Source organism: Thalassotalea fonticola, assembly GCF_032911225.1.
GTDB classification, from domain to species: Bacteria; Pseudomonadota; Gammaproteobacteria; order Enterobacterales; family Alteromonadaceae; genus Thalassotalea_A; species Thalassotalea_A fonticola.
Genome location: NZ_CP136600.1, coordinates 1142208 through 1159299 on the forward strand (window position 1 = coordinate 1142208; position 17092 = coordinate 1159299).

The 17092-nt window shown below is 39.6% G+C and carries 15 protein-coding genes; 9 read left to right on the forward strand and 6 right to left on the reverse strand.

All coding sequences use genetic code 11. From position 1 onward, the window contains the following. The first annotated feature begins 5 nt into the window (after window positions 1-5). Window positions 6-3200: an efflux RND transporter permease subunit gene (locus RI844_RS04840; protein ID WP_348397314.1), complete on the forward strand. Its 3195-nt coding sequence runs from the start codon at window positions 6-8 to the stop codon at window positions 3198-3200. Between the two features lie 77 nt (window positions 3201-3277). Here RI844_RS04840 and ruvB read toward each other — a convergent pair whose 3' ends face one another. The 4 genes from ruvB to aspS form a co-directional block, all read right to left on the reverse strand. Continuing rightward, a complete protein-coding gene (ruvB, locus tag RI844_RS04845) occupies window positions 3278-4306 on the reverse strand; it encodes a Holliday junction branch migration DNA helicase RuvB (RefSeq protein WP_348397315.1) in 1029 nt (342 codons plus the stop codon). A 30-nt stretch (window positions 4307-4336) separates the two neighbouring features. After that, entirely contained in the window at window positions 4337-4963 is a 627-nt protein-coding gene (ruvA, locus tag RI844_RS04850) for a Holliday junction branch migration protein RuvA (protein ID WP_348397316.1), read from the reverse strand. Window positions 4964-5120: 157 nt separating this feature from the next. After that, window positions 5121-5648, reverse strand: a complete 528-nt coding sequence (gene ruvC / locus RI844_RS04855; RefSeq protein WP_348397317.1) for a crossover junction endodeoxyribonuclease RuvC — start codon at window positions 5646-5648, stop codon at window positions 5121-5123. 316 nt (window positions 5649-5964) lie between these two features. Next, on the reverse strand, window positions 5965-7746 hold the full coding sequence (aspS, locus tag RI844_RS04860) for an aspartate--tRNA ligase (protein WP_348397318.1): 1782 nt from the start codon (window positions 7744-7746) through the stop codon (window positions 5965-5967). Between the two features lie 291 nt (window positions 7747-8037). Here aspS and cmoA point away from each other — a divergent pair, with 291 nt between their 5' ends. From cmoA to RI844_RS04880, 4 genes are all read left to right on the forward strand, one after another. Continuing rightward, on the forward strand, window positions 8038-8772 hold the full coding sequence (gene cmoA / locus RI844_RS04865; protein ID WP_348397319.1) for a carboxy-S-adenosyl-L-methionine synthase CmoA: 735 nt from the start codon (window positions 8038-8040) through the stop codon (window positions 8770-8772). A gap of 16 nt (window positions 8773-8788) precedes the next feature. Continuing rightward, complete coding sequence (gene cmoB, locus RI844_RS04870; RefSeq protein ID WP_348397320.1) at window positions 8789-9754, forward strand: tRNA 5-methoxyuridine(34)/uridine 5-oxyacetic acid(34) synthase CmoB; 966 nt, start codon at window positions 8789-8791, stop codon at window positions 9752-9754. A 29-nt stretch (window positions 9755-9783) separates the two neighbouring features. Next, entirely contained in the window at window positions 9784-10683 is a 900-nt protein-coding gene (locus RI844_RS04875) for a LysR family transcriptional regulator (protein ID WP_348397321.1), read from the forward strand. Window positions 10684-10787: 104 nt separating this feature from the next. After that, complete coding sequence (locus tag RI844_RS04880) at window positions 10788-12131, forward strand: anti-phage deoxyguanosine triphosphatase (RefSeq protein ID WP_348397322.1); 1344 nt, start codon at window positions 10788-10790, stop codon at window positions 12129-12131. 3 nt (window positions 12132-12134) lie between these two features. Here RI844_RS04880 and RI844_RS04885 read toward each other — a convergent pair whose 3' ends face one another. Beyond that, the gene (locus tag RI844_RS04885; protein ID WP_348397323.1) at window positions 12135-13208 is read right to left on the reverse strand and encodes a patatin-like phospholipase family protein; all 1074 of its coding nucleotides are present in this window, start codon (window positions 13206-13208) and stop codon (window positions 12135-12137) included. A gap of 23 nt (window positions 13209-13231) precedes the next feature. After that, window positions 13232-13630, reverse strand: coding sequence for a VOC family protein (locus RI844_RS04890; RefSeq protein WP_348397324.1), 399 nt, complete (start codon window positions 13628-13630; stop codon window positions 13232-13234). Between the two features lie 267 nt (window positions 13631-13897). On the opposite strand from RI844_RS04890, the gene RI844_RS04895 reads away from it, so the two are divergent. From RI844_RS04895 to RI844_RS04910, 4 genes are all read left to right on the forward strand, one after another. Continuing rightward, window positions 13898-14893 (forward strand): tyrosine-type recombinase/integrase, encoded by a 996-nt coding sequence (locus RI844_RS04895; RefSeq protein WP_348397325.1) that lies wholly within the window; start codon window positions 13898-13900, stop codon window positions 14891-14893. A 130-nt stretch (window positions 14894-15023) separates the two neighbouring features. Next, window positions 15024-15173, forward strand: a complete 150-nt coding sequence (locus tag RI844_RS04900) for a hypothetical protein (RefSeq protein ID WP_348397326.1) — start codon at window positions 15024-15026, stop codon at window positions 15171-15173. 9 nt (window positions 15174-15182) lie between these two features. Further along, on the forward strand, window positions 15183-15977 hold the full coding sequence (locus RI844_RS04905; protein ID WP_348397327.1) for a hypothetical protein: 795 nt from the start codon (window positions 15183-15185) through the stop codon (window positions 15975-15977). Between the two features lie 244 nt (window positions 15978-16221). Next, window positions 16222-16767 carry a hypothetical protein gene (locus tag RI844_RS04910; RefSeq protein ID WP_348397328.1) on the forward strand — a complete coding sequence of 182 codons (546 nt, stop codon included), beginning with the start codon at window positions 16222-16224 and terminating at the stop codon, window positions 16765-16767. Window positions 16768-17092: the final 325 nt, after the last annotated feature.

The following is a 17092-nucleotide window of genomic DNA, read 5'->3' on the forward strand; positions in this document are numbered from 1 at the left end:
TTACTATGTTTAATCGAATTATCGATTGGGCGGTAACGAACCGATTATTGGTTGTTATCGCACTGATCACCCTGTTAGCCACGGCAATCGCCGTGATCCCTAAGTTGAATTTAGATGCATTTCCTGATGTAACCAACGTGCAGGTCACTATTAATACTGAAGCGCCGGGGTTAGCCTCGGAAGAAGTGGAGCAATTAATTACGTTTCCTATTGAATCAGTCATGTATGCACTACCCGATGTCGCGCAAGTACGCTCTATATCTAAAACCGGCCTTTCCGGCATTACGGTAGTATTTAATGAAGGAGTCGATATTTATTTTGCCCGGCAGTTAGTGTTTGAGCAATTACAATCAGCCAAAGAACTCATTCCTGCCAATGTTGGTTCACCAGAATTAGGGCCAAACACTTCAGGTTTAGGGCAAGTTTATCAGTATATGCTGATTGCAGAGCAAGGTTCAGGGTACGACAACAAAAGCTTGCGCAGTCTAAACGACTGGGTAGTCAAATTATTACTAATGCCAGTAGATGGGATTACCGATGTGTTGTCTTTTGGCGGTGATGTACTGCAATATCAAGTGAACATAGATCCATCTAAATTATTATCATACAACCTTACTCAAGCTGATGTAATTGCTGCCCTTGAACGAAATAACAGCAATGTTGGCGGTTGGTACCTAAATCGCGGCCAAGAGCAGTTAGTGATCAGAGGCACAGGCTGGCTTAGCCACTCAGAACAAGGCTTGCAAGAATTAGGTCAAGTACCGCTTAAAACAATTGCCGGAACTGTAGTAACCGTTGCCGATGTCGCTAAAGTAGAATTTGGTGATGAAATTCGTCAAGGCGCGGTTACCATGACTGAAAGAGATGTTGAAGGTAATGTTAATTCACTCGGTGAAGTCGTTTCCGGAATTGTGCTCAAACGAATGGGGGCAAACACTAAATCAACCATTGATGGCATTATTGAGCGCAATGCGTTAATTAATCAAGCTTTACCTGAAGGGGTCACGTTTAAACCATTTTACGATCAAGCTGATTTAATTAAGCAAGCAATTGACACTGTGACCAATGCTTTATTATTAGCGTTTGTGTTTATTATTATTGTACTAGCGCTATTTTTATTAAATTTAAGAGCTACCTTTCTGGTCTTAATATCTATCCCTATTTCAATCACAATTGCTTTGTTGATCATGTCTTGGTTTGGTTTATCCGCCAATTTAATGTCACTTGGAGGAATTGCTGTGGCCATTGGTATGCTAGTAGATGGCTCGGTAGTTATGGTGGAGAATATGTTTAAACATTTAACCTCTCCTGATGCTATTCATCAGCAAAAAGCCAAAGATAGGAATGACCAAGAAGATGACCCTCATGATATCGCACACGACAGTAATAACCCGCAAGGTATTTCATTAAGGCTACAGCAAGCTGGTAAAGAAGTTGCTCGGCCAATATTTTTCGCCACCATGATCATACTCGTAGTGTTTACCCCTATGTTTACCTTTGAAGGGGTTGAAGCTAAGTTATTCCAGCCTATGGCGATTAGTATTATGTTAGCCATAATTTCAGCATTGTTTGTCGCGCTGATCATTGTGCCGGCTTTAGCAACCTTTATGTTCAAAAAAAGCTTTAAAGCACCAAACAATGTATTGTTAAATCCATTAGAAGCTGGTTATCGAAAGTCATTAAAGTGGGCAATAGAGAATAGTAAAATAGTGCTATCAATTGCTTTAGCGTTGTTACTGTCTGCTGCATTTTTAGTACCTAAATTAGGCACAGAGTTTGTTCCTGAGCTTGAAGAAGGCACAATAAACTTACGAGTAACTTTAGCACCTTCGTCAAGTTTAGAAACCGCACTTAGCGTTGCACCAAAACTTGAAGCCATGCTGATGGAATTTCCTGAAGTGACCTATACCCTGAGTCGTATTGGCCGACCGGAAATTGGCGGCGATCCTGAGCCGGTAAATAACATTGAAGTTTATATCGGTTTAACACCCATATCACAATGGACAAGTGCAACTGACAGAGTTGCCTTACAAGAGTTAATGTCAATTAAGCTTGAGCAATTTCCGGGTTTACTGCTGAATTTCTCACAGCCTATCGCCACACGCGTAGACGAACTTTTATCAGGGGTAAAAGCGCAACTTGCCATTAAACTATTTGGCCCTGATTTAACAGTGCTGGCCGAAAAAGGCTTAGAGATAGAAAGTGCTATTAAAGATGTCAATGGTGCCAGAGACGTTGCCATTGAACAAATAGTTGGTGAATCACAACTGGTGATAAGCCCAAATCGTCGACAACTTTCTCGTTATGGTTTGTCAGTTGATGATGTTATGAGGGTTGTTAGAGACGGCCTTGGGGGGCAAGCTGCCGGACAGATAATTAATGGTAATGAACGTTATGACATTTATGTAAGACTTGCTGAAGAGTTTCGCAATAAGCAGGACAAAATTTCTGAGCTGCGCATACAATCACCAACCGGTGCTTGGGTAAGGCTCGGTGATGTTGCTAACGTTGGCATTGAATCAGGACCGCCGCAAATAAGGCGCGATGATGTACAACGCCGAGTAGTAATTCAAGCTAATGTACAAGGCCGCGATATGGGGAGCGTGGTTGCTGATATACGTGCAGTTATAAACAATAAAGTTGATTTACCAGCTGGTTACTCGGTATTAATTGGCGGACAATTTGAATCGCAACAGCGTGCACAGAAAAGGTTAATGATAGTAGTACCAATTTCACTGGCATTGATTGCTTTGCTACTTTATTTCTCATTTGGTTCTATCGGGCAAGCGGCCTTAATATTAGTAAATGTTCCTTTAGCGATTATCGGCGGCGTATTCTCATTGTACTTTTCTGGGCAGTATCTATCGGTTCCTAGCTCCGTAGGCTTTATTACCTTATTTGGAGTCGCTGTGTTAAATGGTGTGGTAATGGTTGAAAGTATCAATCGACGAGTAGTAGATGGCGCGTCGATAACTAATGCAGCTTTTGAAGGGGCAGTATCAAGATTGCGTCCGGTATTAATGACCGCGTTAACTTCCGCATTGGGTTTATTGCCAATGTTATTATCAAACGGCGTTGGCGCTGAAATTCAAAAGCCTTTAGCCTCTGTGATTGTTGGTGGTTTGGTTACCGCTACGTTTTTAACCTTGTTTATTTTACCTATTCTATACAGCGTATTTTCAAGGTCTAAAGCACAGTAATAAATTTAATACCAATATCAAAACAAAAGACGACCTGATTGAAATCAGGTCATCTTTAATTGAGTAGAAAAACTCGACTATTTATTTGTTGGTTTGTCTAAACCAAAATGTAGGTAGGCATTGTCAGTAACAATTCGTCCACGAGGTGTGCGTTGTAAAAAGCCTTGTTGAATTAAATAAGGCTCTATTACATCTTCAATGGTTTCACGCTCTTCACCAATAGCGGCGGCAACATTATCTAAGCCTACAGGGCCACCAGAAAATTTATCAATAATGGCGAGTAATAACTTTCTATCCATTAAATCAAAGCCTTCGGTGTCAACCTCAAGCATGTTCAATGCTTTAGATGCTGTTTCCTGCCCTACTTCACCTGTCGTTTTTACTTCAGCATAATCTCGTACCCGGCGTAACAATCGATTGGCAATACGCGGTGTTCCACGCGAACGTTTTGCAATTTCAAATGCACCTTCTTCATTTAAATCGACATTTAAAAAGTGCGCAGACCGGCTGACAATATCTTTTAAATCAGCAACTTTATAAAATTCTAAACGCTGAACAATGCCGAAACGATCACGCAGCGGTGACGTTAAAGAGCCAGCTCTTGTTGTTGCGCCAATAAGAGTAAAAGGCGGTAAATCCAGTTTAATTGAACGAGCAGCAGGCCCTTCACCTATCATAATATCTAATTGATAATCTTCCATTGCTGGGTACAAAATCTCTTCTACCACAGGGCTTAATCGATGAATTTCATCAATAAATAATACATCGTTTTCTTCAAGGTTGGTCAATAGTGCGGCCAAGTCACCGGCCTTTTCCAAGACTGGACCTGAGGTGGTGCGAATATTCACGTCCATTTCGTTGGCGACAATGTTTGCAAGCGTTGTTTTACCTAAACCGGGAGGGCCAAATATAAGCAAATGATCAAGGGGTTCACCGCGATTTTTAGCCGCTTGAATGAAGATTTCCATTTGCTCTTTTACATGATCTTGACCGGTATAATCGGCAAGCATTTTAGGGCGAATAGCCCTGTCTATGGTTTCTTCTTCACGATTTGCCGTTGGCTCTATTATGCGCTCTGGTTGTATTAGCCTGTCTGCTTCAATCATAGTGTTTACTTATTTATTTGTTGTTTAATTTTATAGCATTGATTTAAGAGCATCACGGATCAACTCTTCTGAACTCATATCGTCAGCAAAAATTGCTTTAACCGCCTTATCTGCTTGTACAGGCTTATAACCAAGAGATACCAAGGCGGTAATTGCATCATCCTTATTAGAAGCCGCTGTTACCAAAGAGCTATCAGCTGAAATTAAGTCTATTGGCATATTATCTGTTGCTGGTGTAGCGATATCATTACCCCAGTCTTTTAACTTATCACGCATTTCAATGAGTAATCGCTCTGCAGTTTTCTTACCAACACCTGGAATTTTAACTATTGTGGCAACATCATCAAGAGTTACACAATGCACGAATTGCCCGGCTGACATATTTGATAAAATCGCGAGAGCTAATTTAGGACCGACACCGTTTACTTTAATCAACAAACGAAACAGCTTACGTTCAGTTTGATTGGCAAAACCATACAGTAATTGTGCATCTTCACGCACTACAAAATGGGTATAGATCACCGCTTCTTGCTCAAGCTTGGGCAGATGGTAAAAGCTTGTCATGGGCAAGGTAACTTCATAACCTACGCCATTACATTCAAGTAATATTTCAGGTGCTTGCTTTTCAATTAAAATGCCGCGTAAACGTCCTATCACCGCTATTTCCTATTATTGTTGGTGCGATTTAATATGCAAACAATACCACTGTATAAATATATAGTAAACAAAAATAATTAGGGTCAGATCTAAATAAGATCCCGAATCGTATTCGGGACAACGCTAGTGCGTCGATTAATGATTCTGCCCCTGATACTTATCTAAGGCGGCCACGTACGGTTTTAGTTGCTCGGCCAGACATTTTTATCAATGATTCATAACTGTGCGCATGGCAAATTGCTACCGCGAGTGCATCAGCAGCATCTTCTTGCGGTGTTGCCGGTAGTTTTAAAAATGATTTCACCATATGCTGTACTTGTGATTTATCAGCCGCCCCCGTGCCAACAACGGCTTGTTTTATTTGCCTTGCCGAATATTCAGATACTTCAATACCGTTGTTGGTAGCAGCAACTATTGCCGCGCCTCGAGCTTGGCCTAGCTTAAGCGCTCCACCGGGGTTTAAGCCCATAAATATTTGCTCAACAGCAACCATGTCGGGTTTAAATTGCAAGATCAGTTCAGATACACCGGCAAAGATGATTTGCAGTCGTTCAGGATGGTTATCGCCGGCAGACAAGGTTTTAATGCAACCGCTGCCTAGGTAGGTAAATTTTCGTCCCTGCTTTTCAATAACGCCATAACCGGTTAGCCGTGAACCTGGGTCGATTCCTAAAATTATGCTCATTAAAATTTTTATACTTATAAATATTTTGCTATTAAGATGACACAGAAAAACAGGAAATAAAAGTAGCTTACATTTCGACTCTTTATATACTCCCTAACAGCGGCGACATCACAACCATATGGATACTCGAACAAGCAGGGTATGACGTAATTAAACACCGTCATTGCCGCGGATGCGGTAATCCATGCTTTTCGTTTCTCGTTTCTAAAAAACATAACCCTCAAAAGGCTCCATGCCTGTCGGGTATAAGTACATCAATGTACAAAAAAGCCTTGTTTGATCACTCAAACAAGGCTTTTTGACAACACATTAAACACTACTCAGCGTCAGCTTCTTCTGGCTCTTGTGGAATGGCTTGTATACCAAGTTCTACAAGTTGAGCCGGATTTGCTTTACTTGGTGCATTCGTTAATGGGCATGCCGCCGTTGTTGTTTTCGGGAATGCCATAACGTCACGAATTGATGTAGCGCCAGTCATTAACATTACGATACGGTCTAAACCAAAGGCTAAGCCTGCATGTGGCGGTGTACCGTAGCGCAGCGCTTCTAATAAGAAACCAAATTTCTCTTGTGCTTCTTCATCGCTGATCCCCAAAATTCTAAATACTGCCGCTTGCATATCTTCATTATGAATACGAACAGAACCACCACCTAACTCACAGCCGTTTAACACCATATCGTAAGCATTCGATAATGCACCAATTGGATTAGCTTCAAGTTCTTCAGCCGTTACTTTTGTTGGTGCAGTAAATGGGTGATGCAAGGCGTGTAAGCCGCCATTAATTTCTTCAAACATTGGGAAATCAACAACCCAAAGAGGTTTCCACTCATCTGAAACCATACCTAAATCTTCACCAAGTTTAAGACGAAGTGCGCCTAATGATTCTGTAACCACATTATATGTGTCAGCGCCGAAGAAAATAATATCGCCGGTCGCTGCATTAACTCGTGTTAATAACGCCGTTACTTCTTCATCTGATAAGAACTTCAAGATTGGTGATTGTAATCCGTCACGACCTGCATCCACGTCGTTTACTTTTAACCACGGCATACCTTTAGCGCCGTAAATACCAACGTACTTGGTGTAATTATCAAGCTTTTTGCGTGAAAGTTCTGCTGCCGCGCCAGGTACTTTAATTACCGATACACGACCTTTTGGATCATTAGCAGGACCTGAGAAAACTTTAAATTCAACGTCTTTTAAAATATCAGCAACATCTACGATTTCAAGCGGGTTACGCAAATCTGGCTTATCTGAGCCGTAACGAGTCATTGCCTCTGCGTAAGTCATGTGCGGAAATTCACCCAAATCTACATTTAGCAGACTTTCGAATAATTCACGGATCATTTTCTCAGCAACAGCCATCACTTGCTCAGCAGACATGAAAGACGTTTCAATATCTATTTGAGTAAATTCAGGTTGACGGTCAGCACGTAAATCTTCATCACGGAAACATTTTACGATTTGGTAGTAACGTTCCATACCTGACATCATCAGCAATTGTTTAAATAATTGTGGTGATTGTGGTAAAGCAAAGAAGTTGCCCTTTTGCGTACGTGAAGGTACTAAATAATCGCGCGCTCCTTCAGGCGTTGCAGCCGTAAGGATTGGTGTTTCAATATCCATGAACGCTTGGGCTTCTAATGAAGCGCGAACTTGTGATGTTACTTTTGCACGAAAACGTAAACGTTCAGTCATCTCAGGACGACGTAAATCTAAATAACGATACTTAAGTCGGTTTTCTTCACTATTTTCTTGGTTGGAATCAAGCGGTAACGGTGCAGATTTATTTAAAATATTAAGCTCTAAACCTAAAACTTCAATTGCCCCCGTTGCCATAGTTTTATTCACTTGTGATTCAGGACGAGCGCGAACCTTACCTTTAATTTGTACACAAAATTCATTTCTCAAAGTATTTGCTGTCGCTAACACGTCTTGTAAATCAGGATCAAAAACAACTTGTACTAAACCTTCACGGTCGCGTAAATCAACAAAGATCACCGCACCCAAGTCACGACGACGGTTAACCCAACCACAAAGTGTTACTTCTTGACCTACGTGAGATTCGTTAACCTCACCACAAAATAAGCTACGCATTATTGATAATTCCTGAATATAATTTTGCTATGCATCTTAGTAAGAGTTTTTCTAGTTATAAATATCACTAAATCAACTATGGTTTGCGCTGTTTCTATCAGTGATAAAAATCATTTTTGCAGCAAACAAGATGCCTAAATTTAAAAGCGGTTATTATAAAGCAATCAACACCAATGTCACCTGAATTAGAGTCTTTAACCGTAACTTTTAGTAAAAAACAAATGACATTAATTTTTATAACGCGAACTTTTAGGATAAAATGTTTATACGCTTTTTAAAATCTGTATATTCATGAGTTCTAAAGAAAAAGATTTAATTTATTCATCACCAAAAACACGCGTTGAAGATTTCCGCTTTGACGCCCAAGTGGTCGAAGTATTTCCTGACATGATCAAGCGTTCTGTACCGGGTTACAGCACGATTATTGAAACAATTGGTCAACTAAGTGCTCGTTATGCGCAAGATGACACTAACATTTACGATCTGGGTTGCTCTCTGGGCGCAGCAAGTTTAGCAATGCGACAGAATATTATTGCCGATAATTGCAAAATTATATCTATTGATAACTCAAAAGAAATGGTTGAACGTTGTCAAATTCACGTCAACGCTTTTAAAGCAAAAACACCTTGTATGGTAAAACAAGGTGACATTTTAGCTGAAGACATGCACAACGCTTCCGTTATTGTGTTGAACTTTACTCTACAGTTTATTGCGCCACAACATCGACAAACGTTGTTAAACAATATCGCCAAAGCTCTAGTGCCAGGTGGTATTTTAGTGTTATCTGAAAAGATTTATGATGAAGATCCGGTGTGTATGGATTTGTTAAATGATTTGCATCACAATTTTAAACGAGCCAATGGCTACAGCGATTTAGAAATAGCGCAAAAGCGGGCCGCCATCGAAAATGTAATGAAGCCCGATCATTTAAATACTCATTTACAACACTTGCACGAAGCTGGCTTTAGTCATGCCACGCCATGGTTTCAATGTTTCAACTTTTTCTCTTTAATCGCGATCAAATAGTGATATCAACAAATCTATGAAAGAATTCAACAAATTTTATCAACAAATAGCCGGTAACCGCTTAGCCCATTGGTTAACATGTTTACCCGAGCAACTTAGTACTTGGCAAAAAAATGACTTACATGGTGAGTTTGCCAAGTGGCAAAAAACTATTGATGCCCTACCAAATACAAAACCAAGCGCTATTGAATTAAAAAACAGCGTTACTGTTGGTTCAGCAGATGATATCAGTGAAGGTGAACAAAAGCGCATTAGTAATTTATTGATGAATTTTAAACCTTGGCGGAAAGGCCCGTATCATATTCATGGTGTACATATAGATACCGAATGGCGCAGTGATTTTAAATGGGATCGTTTAAAGCCACATATCAGTGATTTAAAAGACCGTTATGTATTAGATATTGGTTGTGGCAGTGGCTATCACTTATGGCGTATGCGCGGTGATGGCGCAAAGTTCGTTGTTGGCGTTGACCCTACGCAATTATTCATGATGCAGTTTTTAGCGATGCAACATTTTATCAAAGATGACGCTGTTAATCTTTTACCTTTAGGTGTCGAACACCTACCAAAGTTAAAGGCGTTTGATACGGTGTTTGCTATGGGCGTGCTTTATCATCGTAAATCACCAATCGATTTTTTACAGCAACTCAAAGCGCAATTAGCCCCAGGCGGCGAATTAGTGTTAGAAACCTTAGTTATTGAAGGCGATAAACATACGGTGCTAGTACCTGGTGATCGTTACGCAAAAATGCGAAATGTTTGGTTTTTACCAAGTTGTGATGCATTAGTTTTTTGGATGCAACGTTTAGGTTTTAAAAATGTACGCGTGGTAAATACCGACAAAACCGCCTTTGAAGAGCAGCGCCAAACGCCTTGGATGGAAACAGAGTCGTTAGAAGACTTCTTAGACCCGAACGATCCATCCAAAACCATCGAAGGTCACCCTGCACCATTGCGTGCCATTATTGTAGCCAACATTTAATCGACTAAGTATAAGCAAAAGAGTTTACTATGGAAAAAGTATTTCGCGCAAAAACCACCATAGAACAATGGCGAATTTTTCATGCTGTGGTTGAACATGGCAGCTATGCAAAAGCCAGTGACGCACTGAATAAAAGCCAGTCTTCGTTAAACCATGCGGTTGCCAAATTGCAATCACAGCTTGGTTTAGCACTATTAGAAGTTGAAGGCAGGCAGACTAAAATTACCGAAGCAGGTACAGCCATGCTGCGCCGCTCAAAAAAATTGTTGGAAGATATCCAATCAATTGAAGATTTTGCCGATACCTTAAATGGCGGTTGGGAAGCAGAAATAACCATCGCCTGTGAAGTGTTGTATCCAAAACATCGTTTACTAAAAGCCTTACAACAATATTGGCCACAAAGTCATGGTAGTCGATTAAAAATTACCGACGAAGTGATCTCCGGCTCGACCGAAGCAATTAAAAACAAAAGCGCTGACATTGTTTTAAGCCCAAGTACATCTGAAGGCTTTCGTGGTAATCACTTGTGCAGCACAAAGCTTATTCCTGTTTGTCATCGCAGTCATGAAATTCATCAGCAAGAGTCGATAAGCAGTGAAGAACTAGCCAGACACTTGCAAGTTGTGATCAGCGATACAGGTAAAGCAAAACCCGACAAAGGCTGGTTAAAATCTGAAAAACGTTGGACAGTTTCAAGTTTTTTTGAGGCAAGTACCATATTAAAACAAGGCATTGGTTTTTGCTGGCTTCCCTGTCATCTAATTGAAAGTGAAATGAATGATGGCAGCCTTAAAGCGATAAACCTCGAAGGCTCGGCACAAATTGTAATTCCTGTAACCTTAGTTATCCCAGACAGAGAAAATGCCGGACCTGGGGTACTATTGCTTGAAAAAATTATCCTTGCTGAGCATAAATCCGATCGTGAGTGAACGTTTTAGTTAATAAATAAAAGGGACTGGCCCCTTTAATTTTGTTGATATTTATTTTGAATTCAGTATGTTAAACCTATACAGGGTAATATAGTGAATGTTTCATGAACGAGAACTGGCTGCAAAGACGATTATCAAACGGCTCTTCACGACAACAAGATCATCGCTCACCGTTTCAACGAGACCGAGCTAGAATTTTACACTCTGCCGCATTTAGACGTTTGCAGGCCAAAACTCAAGTTATGGGGATTGGCCAAAGTGACTTTTACCGTACACGTTTAACCCATTCTTTAGAAGCTGCACAAATTGGTTCTGGCATAACCGCTCAGCTTCGTTCAAAATTTCCGGAGCAATGCAGTCTATTGTTACCGAATGAAGATTCATTAATTGAAGCTATTTGTCTTGCTCATGATATTGGCCACCCGCCTTTTGGCCATGGTGGCGAAGTGGCATTAAATTATATGATGCATAATTTTGGTGGCTTTGAAGGTAATGGTCAAACCTTTCGTATCGTCACTAAGTTAGAGCCGTATACCGAACATTTTGGCATGAACCTAAGTAGAAGAACCTTATTAGGCTTATTAAAGTATCCACAAATTATCGATAAGCTGGCCAATCATCAAATTCCAGCTACCCCGGTAAACTTTAGACAATTAAAAGCAAGCGACTGGCATCCACCTAAAGGTTTGTATATTGATGACATTGAACTGCTCAACTGGGTTTTAGAACCATTATCTGAAGATGATAAAGCACAATTTCAAAAGATAAGTGTTAATGCCAGTAAACACCATAAAACCCAATTTAAATCGTTTGATTGCTCAATTATGGAGCTTGCTGATGATATTGCTTACGGTATTCACGATATGGAAGATGCCATCGTTACTGGTGTGGTTAATAAAGACAGTTTTGTTGAACATGTAATAAAACCGTTAGAACAGTTAAATGATTCTTGGTTAAACCAAATCGCCAGTGAATTGGCCGACAAGCTGTTCTCCAAACAACATCATAAGCAAAAAGACGGCATTGGCTCATTAGTTAATTATTTAATTACCGCAATTGAGCTTATCGATTTAAACAAGGTTAAAGGCACAAGTTTTGTTGAGCCTTTACTTCGATACAATGCCGCCCTACCCGAAACAGAAGCTGCAGCTTTAGCCGTATTTAAAGATTATGTTTACCAATTTGTGATCAAACAAACCAATATTCAGCGTATGGAATATAAAGGTCAGCAAATCGTCATGGAATTATTTGAAGCTTTTGCCAGCGATCCACAAAGGCTGCTACCCGATGCCACCTGCCAACGTTGGTTAGATGCCTGTGAAAACAGCCAAAACCCACAACGGGTTATTGCCGATTATTTGTCGGGTATGACTGATGAATTTGCCACTAAGATTTATAACAGCATGTTTTTAGCTAGTGGTATCAATGTTAATGAAGATAATTACTAATATCTACAGTAGTTGGATGCTATTCGCGGGTTCATCACTTTGACAAAGCTCAGCAAATTCTTCGGCTAAGCGCTCAGACTCACCAATAACGGTTTGCCAGTATTGAATTCGTTGCTGTTCAGACATTTCGGTAAAATCTTTTCTATCCGGTATTTTTCCATAAGGTAATTTGGCAACAAATTCATCGGTAGGCGATAATACCAACGTGTTGTCAAAATACTGATGCTTAGCAAAGCGGTTTTTAATGTACTTATCAAACCAGCCGGGTTTAAATTCATTATAAAAATGCGGATACAAGACTAAACCATTTTGCTCTGTGGATGATTGCGGTAAAAATGGTTGGTCAAAATGATAATCGATAATACCGCCATCGCGAAACATACCGCTGTCAGCGCCATTAATATCCTTAACGCCATTAACAACCATAGGTATTGATCCTGTCGCCAGTAGCGCTTGCTGTACATTATTTTCGTGCAAAGCGACCAGTTTTGAATCGATGCCATCATTATAATCAAATGGAATTTGGTTAATATCACTACTAAATATGGTTCGTTGATAATATTTACCTAAATACTTGCGACTTACCCTGTTTGCCAGCGCCGAAACGAGTAGACCAAACAGCAGCACACTCTTATTTTCATACCGAGTCAGACCTTTTGATTTTGCAACAATTAAGGTGTTTTTAATTATCGGATTACGAGCTATTTCTTCGGCATTACCGTCAACAATATGAGTTAACAGCTTTTCACTTTGTTCGGTTACTTGCTTAATACTTGCATTACTCGGGTAAGACAAATGTGAGTAACCATCAATTAATCGATTTATTGCGGCAAGCGGGTCCGGCTGGGCATAACAGCTAAATCGCCACGCTCCTGCTGAAGAGCCAAGCGTATAAAGTGGTGTTTGCCTTTCTTTAAAAAATTCCCTACAAAAAAATCTATCTAAACCGGCAAGCACAAACCATTTAGGGCCACCACTGGCGCCAACTAACAACTTAAATTGCTCCTGACTAATACCCTGTTCTTTTATTTGCGCTAATGCAGTTTTACCCGCATACACAGCTAACGCTTTTCTCACTGATTATTCCTATTAAACTATTTTTAAACTGTTTTTTTAACTGCTTTTTTATAATAAAGTGCGCAAATAGCGCCGGCAGGATCTTTTATTACCACGTATTTGTCATCACCACCCATTGATTTAATTTCGGTTAATAATGTCCCGCCTTTAGCTTGCACAGCACCAACGGATTCGTTGATATCTGCCACTAAAAAGTAAGGCAGCCAAACGGGCGGTAAATCAGCATTAACGCCTGTTGAGTGGCAAACACCCGATTTAGCTTCACCATCAAGAGGACTGGTCATTACATAATTCTCATAATCGCCCATATTGCAACCTTCGCTATTCCAGCCGACGACATCTTGGTAAAAATCTTTCACTGCTGTTGCATTTGAAACGGTTAAGTCAAGCCAGGCGACATCGCCAATTTTATCATTTGCCATGCTGCTCACCTTCTATGATTTAGCGTCGAGTATTTTCGGATTTTTTGGATAAAATTTATCAGGCATTTGATTTATATGCTCAAAAAAACGAGTGTCTTTATAGGGTTTTGTCGTTGCTCCGCACGCCTTAGTTTCACTGCGTTCAACAGTTTCATAACTGTGAACGTTAGCACTATTTATAGGTTAACACACGTATAAAATCAAAGTTCAGCATAAGCCATGTGTAACTACCAACCACCTAAATACTTAAACTATATAGGTGAATTTATGAGTACTATTAGAAAACTAAAATCTGGAAATTACAACGTTAATATTAGAATCCAAGGCCATAAACCAGTAAGCAAAACTTTCCCCAGTTTATTTCAAGCCGAACTCTGGTCTAAAGAAACGGAAGATAGAATAAAAGATTGTTTAAATAACACTTCCAATAGTGGCTTGCAGTTTGTCATAGATGAATATTTAACAAGAAGACTGACCAATTACGATGGTACGCCTAAATCCTCTCACCACGCTTTTACTTTCAGAGGAAAAAGCTTAGTGAAATATTTAGGGGATATTCCTTTGAGAGACATTACAACAGGCATGATTAGCTCATATCGAGATTACAGGCTTAAATCAGGAAGAGCTGAAGCGACTGTTCATGGTGAAATGGCATTTTTAGGTAGGTTATTTGATTTTGCATCGATTGATTTAGATATACCTAATCTTGTTAATGTTGCTAAAAAGGTTAAGAAACCATCTGGCTCTAAGCAACGAGATGTGGTTATAAACAAAGATGAACTAATAACGTTTGTCGCTCATACACCGGCAAAATATAGAAACTATTTAAAGGTTCTATTTTATACATGTAGCAGGAAATCAGAATTACTTCACTTACCTGTGGAATGGATACATTTAGATGAACAAATAATTAAGTTACCAGATTACAAAACCAAGACTAAAACCAAAAGAGAAGTGCTACTCAATAAGGAGGTCATCGCTATTCTAGAAGAAGAAATATCGTATTCAAAAATAAGAGGCGAGAATACTTTATTTAACTTCGTTTCTGGCACTGTGAGTGAAGTATTTAGAAAAGTAGCCGAGAAACTTGGCTATGAGGGTTTGGTACTACACTCTCTTCGCCATAGTGGTGTTACTCATTATGCAAAGAAAGGGTTAAGTACTGTAGCATTAAGGTCGATAACTGGACATAAATCACTGATTAGCCTTAACAGGTACGTAAAGAATATACCAAAAGAAACATTACCTTTAATGGATGATTAGAAATAAAATAATCACTTAGATTTACAGGCACTGAGTCGTGACCTGATGTAAGCAATTGATTTTCACTAGCATTTAAGTCATTTTATGTTAGTTTATTATTGTAAATAAAACACTGGAAAAGGAACTAAGGATGGAGAAAATCACAGCATTATTCTTATTGCTGACTCTAACAGCATGCGGTGGTGAAAGCAGCACTGACACAAAAGAACAAGTACAGCCAAAAGAAACACCAGAAATGGTTATTGGTGAAGGGAAATTTAACGAATCAAAGTTAGGATAAAAGGAATTAATGATGAAAACAAAAATAATAACACTAGCAATTTTAGCTGCATTATCAAACACCGTTACAGCAGCTGAAATTACAGAATTTAAAAAAGGCGATATTGCCACTGCAGAAGCTTTTAATAATAACTTTAAAGCTGTCCGTGACGATACAATTCTTAACTCCAATGCTATTGAAGAGTTATCGATAAGCACCAACTCTAAATTGACCACTATAGAAGGCAATACAACATCTAACACAACAGCTATTGAAACTTTAGCTGCTAATATAGAACAGAGTAGAAGTAATCCTCCCCTTTTCATAGAAGATTTGAATAGATTAAGGGTGGGTGAATTTATTCCAGCAGGAAGTGAAGATGACATGGTCATGCTAGATTCACTTAACCTATTAGCATCCCTTGATGATATCTTTAGCGGAAGAGTAACCACGTCAGAACCAAATTATGCCTCTCCAGATTGCCAAGGAACCGCATACTTTCGAAGTAATAATGAAATAATGTTTTCTGTTAGGCTAGCTGAAAATGGAATTTTGGTGGGCTATGATGAAGCAACCAATGAAATATTAATTATGACCCAGAATGTCGAAATGACAGATGTTGAAATTAAAAGCTGGTCTTACGGTGGAAATTGCCACAATCATGACGAATACAATATCAGGAATGAGAAGGTCTACACCCCTTCGAGACAAGAATTACCGAACATGTTAGCTTGGCAATGCGAACCTGAAAACCAAAGTGTTGATTGCCATAAAAGCCTATACCTAGGCGGAGAATTGAAAGCGCCATTTTTCATTAATAGATAAGTCAAATACACCTATAAGAATTAACCACGAACATCACTTAAACCTCCAACTCAGCTTAAGTGATGTTTTTCCCATCAAATAAAGCCAGCTTACTCAACTGCCGCCACCGTAATTAGTACCATTTTGCCAGCACTTGAGGCGATATATAAGTACAGGGTAGTTACGCAGAATGAACCCCCTTAACAGTTTGAATTTCATGATATAATAGCTCATATTCCGTTCAACAATAACAATAGGGACATTTATGCCAAACACCAAGATAAACTCCTCATTTGCAGACTCAATAGCAGAGCTTATCGAAAACCTAAAAAAAAGCTGGATTGGAGGTAACCAAGAATTATCAAAACAAGATTTTAAGTCAGAACTTGAGCAAACTTTCGAAGACGTTTTTAACGAAACAATCGAAACGACCCTAAACCTACAACGAGACCACCCAGAGCACAGCAAAGAAGAAATCGCAGCTCTTATCAAGCACCCTAACAGAAAAAGGAGGATACTAGGGGAAGAACAACGCCCTGATGTACATATAAGCCATAAGTTTTCTTTTCAATATTCAGGACTGAAGGGCAAATTTGAAAAATTAACCGACTCAATCAAAACCAGAGTTTGGCACGATTGGAAAGACAAGTTTAGATTCATCGTAGCAAGATTCTTATCTACAGTTGCCATCGGCACAGGTGCCTTGATGATTGCTATGTTTGGCTATCACTACCTTGGATTTGAAACCGCTGTACTGAAGAAGATTGAATATAAACCAGCAATAACCCAAACAGTAAGCACTAAGCCTTAAAGATGGATATTAAATACCCTATTAAGCTACGCTTTATCCATGTTATCGCAAAAGGAATTGCCAGCATGTACCAGTTATCCCTATGTCAGTTTTATCCAATGCAAAAGCAATAAAAAGCCCTGAATCCAAAGAGGAAACAGGGCTTTAAATTAAAATACTACTGACTACTTAGTGCCAACCTGACGCGATTAAAATCGCCACTCTAGCTTGGTACTGGATTTACTCGAATGACTCTTCAATGCCACAAGGAGAAGTAGAGAAAGTACGCCGTCATCCCTCACGAGCGGAGCGAGATGAGGGACCTCCTGACTTATGCTGTGGCTAG

What these genes read in the sequence shown, in the direction of transcription:
- RI844_RS04840 (WP_348397314.1), top strand. Translation starts at nt 6, where the DNA reads ATGTTTAATCGAATTATCGATTGGGCGGTAACGAACCGATTATTGGTT.
- ruvC (WP_348397317.1), bottom strand. Translation starts at nt 5,648, where the DNA reads ATGAGCATAATTTTAGGAATCGACCCAGGTTCACGGCTAACCGGTTAT.
- RI844_RS04880 (WP_348397322.1), top strand. Translation starts at nt 10,788, where the DNA reads ATGAACGAGAACTGGCTGCAAAGACGATTATCAAACGGCTCTTCACGA.
- RI844_RS04875 (WP_348397321.1), top strand. Translation starts at nt 9,784, where the DNA reads ATGGAAAAAGTATTTCGCGCAAAAACCACCATAGAACAATGGCGAATT.
- ruvB (WP_348397315.1), bottom strand. Translation starts at nt 4,306, where the DNA reads ATGATTGAAGCAGACAGGCTAATACAACCAGAGCGCATAATAGAGCCA.
- cmoA (WP_348397319.1), top strand. Translation starts at nt 8,038, where the DNA reads ATGAGTTCTAAAGAAAAAGATTTAATTTATTCATCACCAAAAACACGC.
- RI844_RS04890 (WP_348397324.1), bottom strand. Translation starts at nt 13,630, where the DNA reads ATGGCAAATGATAAAATTGGCGATGTCGCCTGGCTTGACTTAACCGTT.
- aspS (WP_348397318.1), bottom strand. Translation starts at nt 7,746, where the DNA reads ATGCGTAGCTTATTTTGTGGTGAGGTTAACGAATCTCACGTAGGTCAA.
- cmoB (WP_348397320.1), top strand. Translation starts at nt 8,789, where the DNA reads ATGAAAGAATTCAACAAATTTTATCAACAAATAGCCGGTAACCGCTTA.
- RI844_RS04910 (WP_348397328.1), top strand. Translation starts at nt 16,222, where the DNA reads ATGCCAAACACCAAGATAAACTCCTCATTTGCAGACTCAATAGCAGAG.
- RI844_RS04905 (WP_348397327.1), top strand. Translation starts at nt 15,183, where the DNA reads ATGATGAAAACAAAAATAATAACACTAGCAATTTTAGCTGCATTATCA.
- RI844_RS04900 (WP_348397326.1), top strand. Translation starts at nt 15,024, where the DNA reads ATGGAGAAAATCACAGCATTATTCTTATTGCTGACTCTAACAGCATGC.
- RI844_RS04895 (WP_348397325.1), top strand. Translation starts at nt 13,898, where the DNA reads ATGAGTACTATTAGAAAACTAAAATCTGGAAATTACAACGTTAATATT.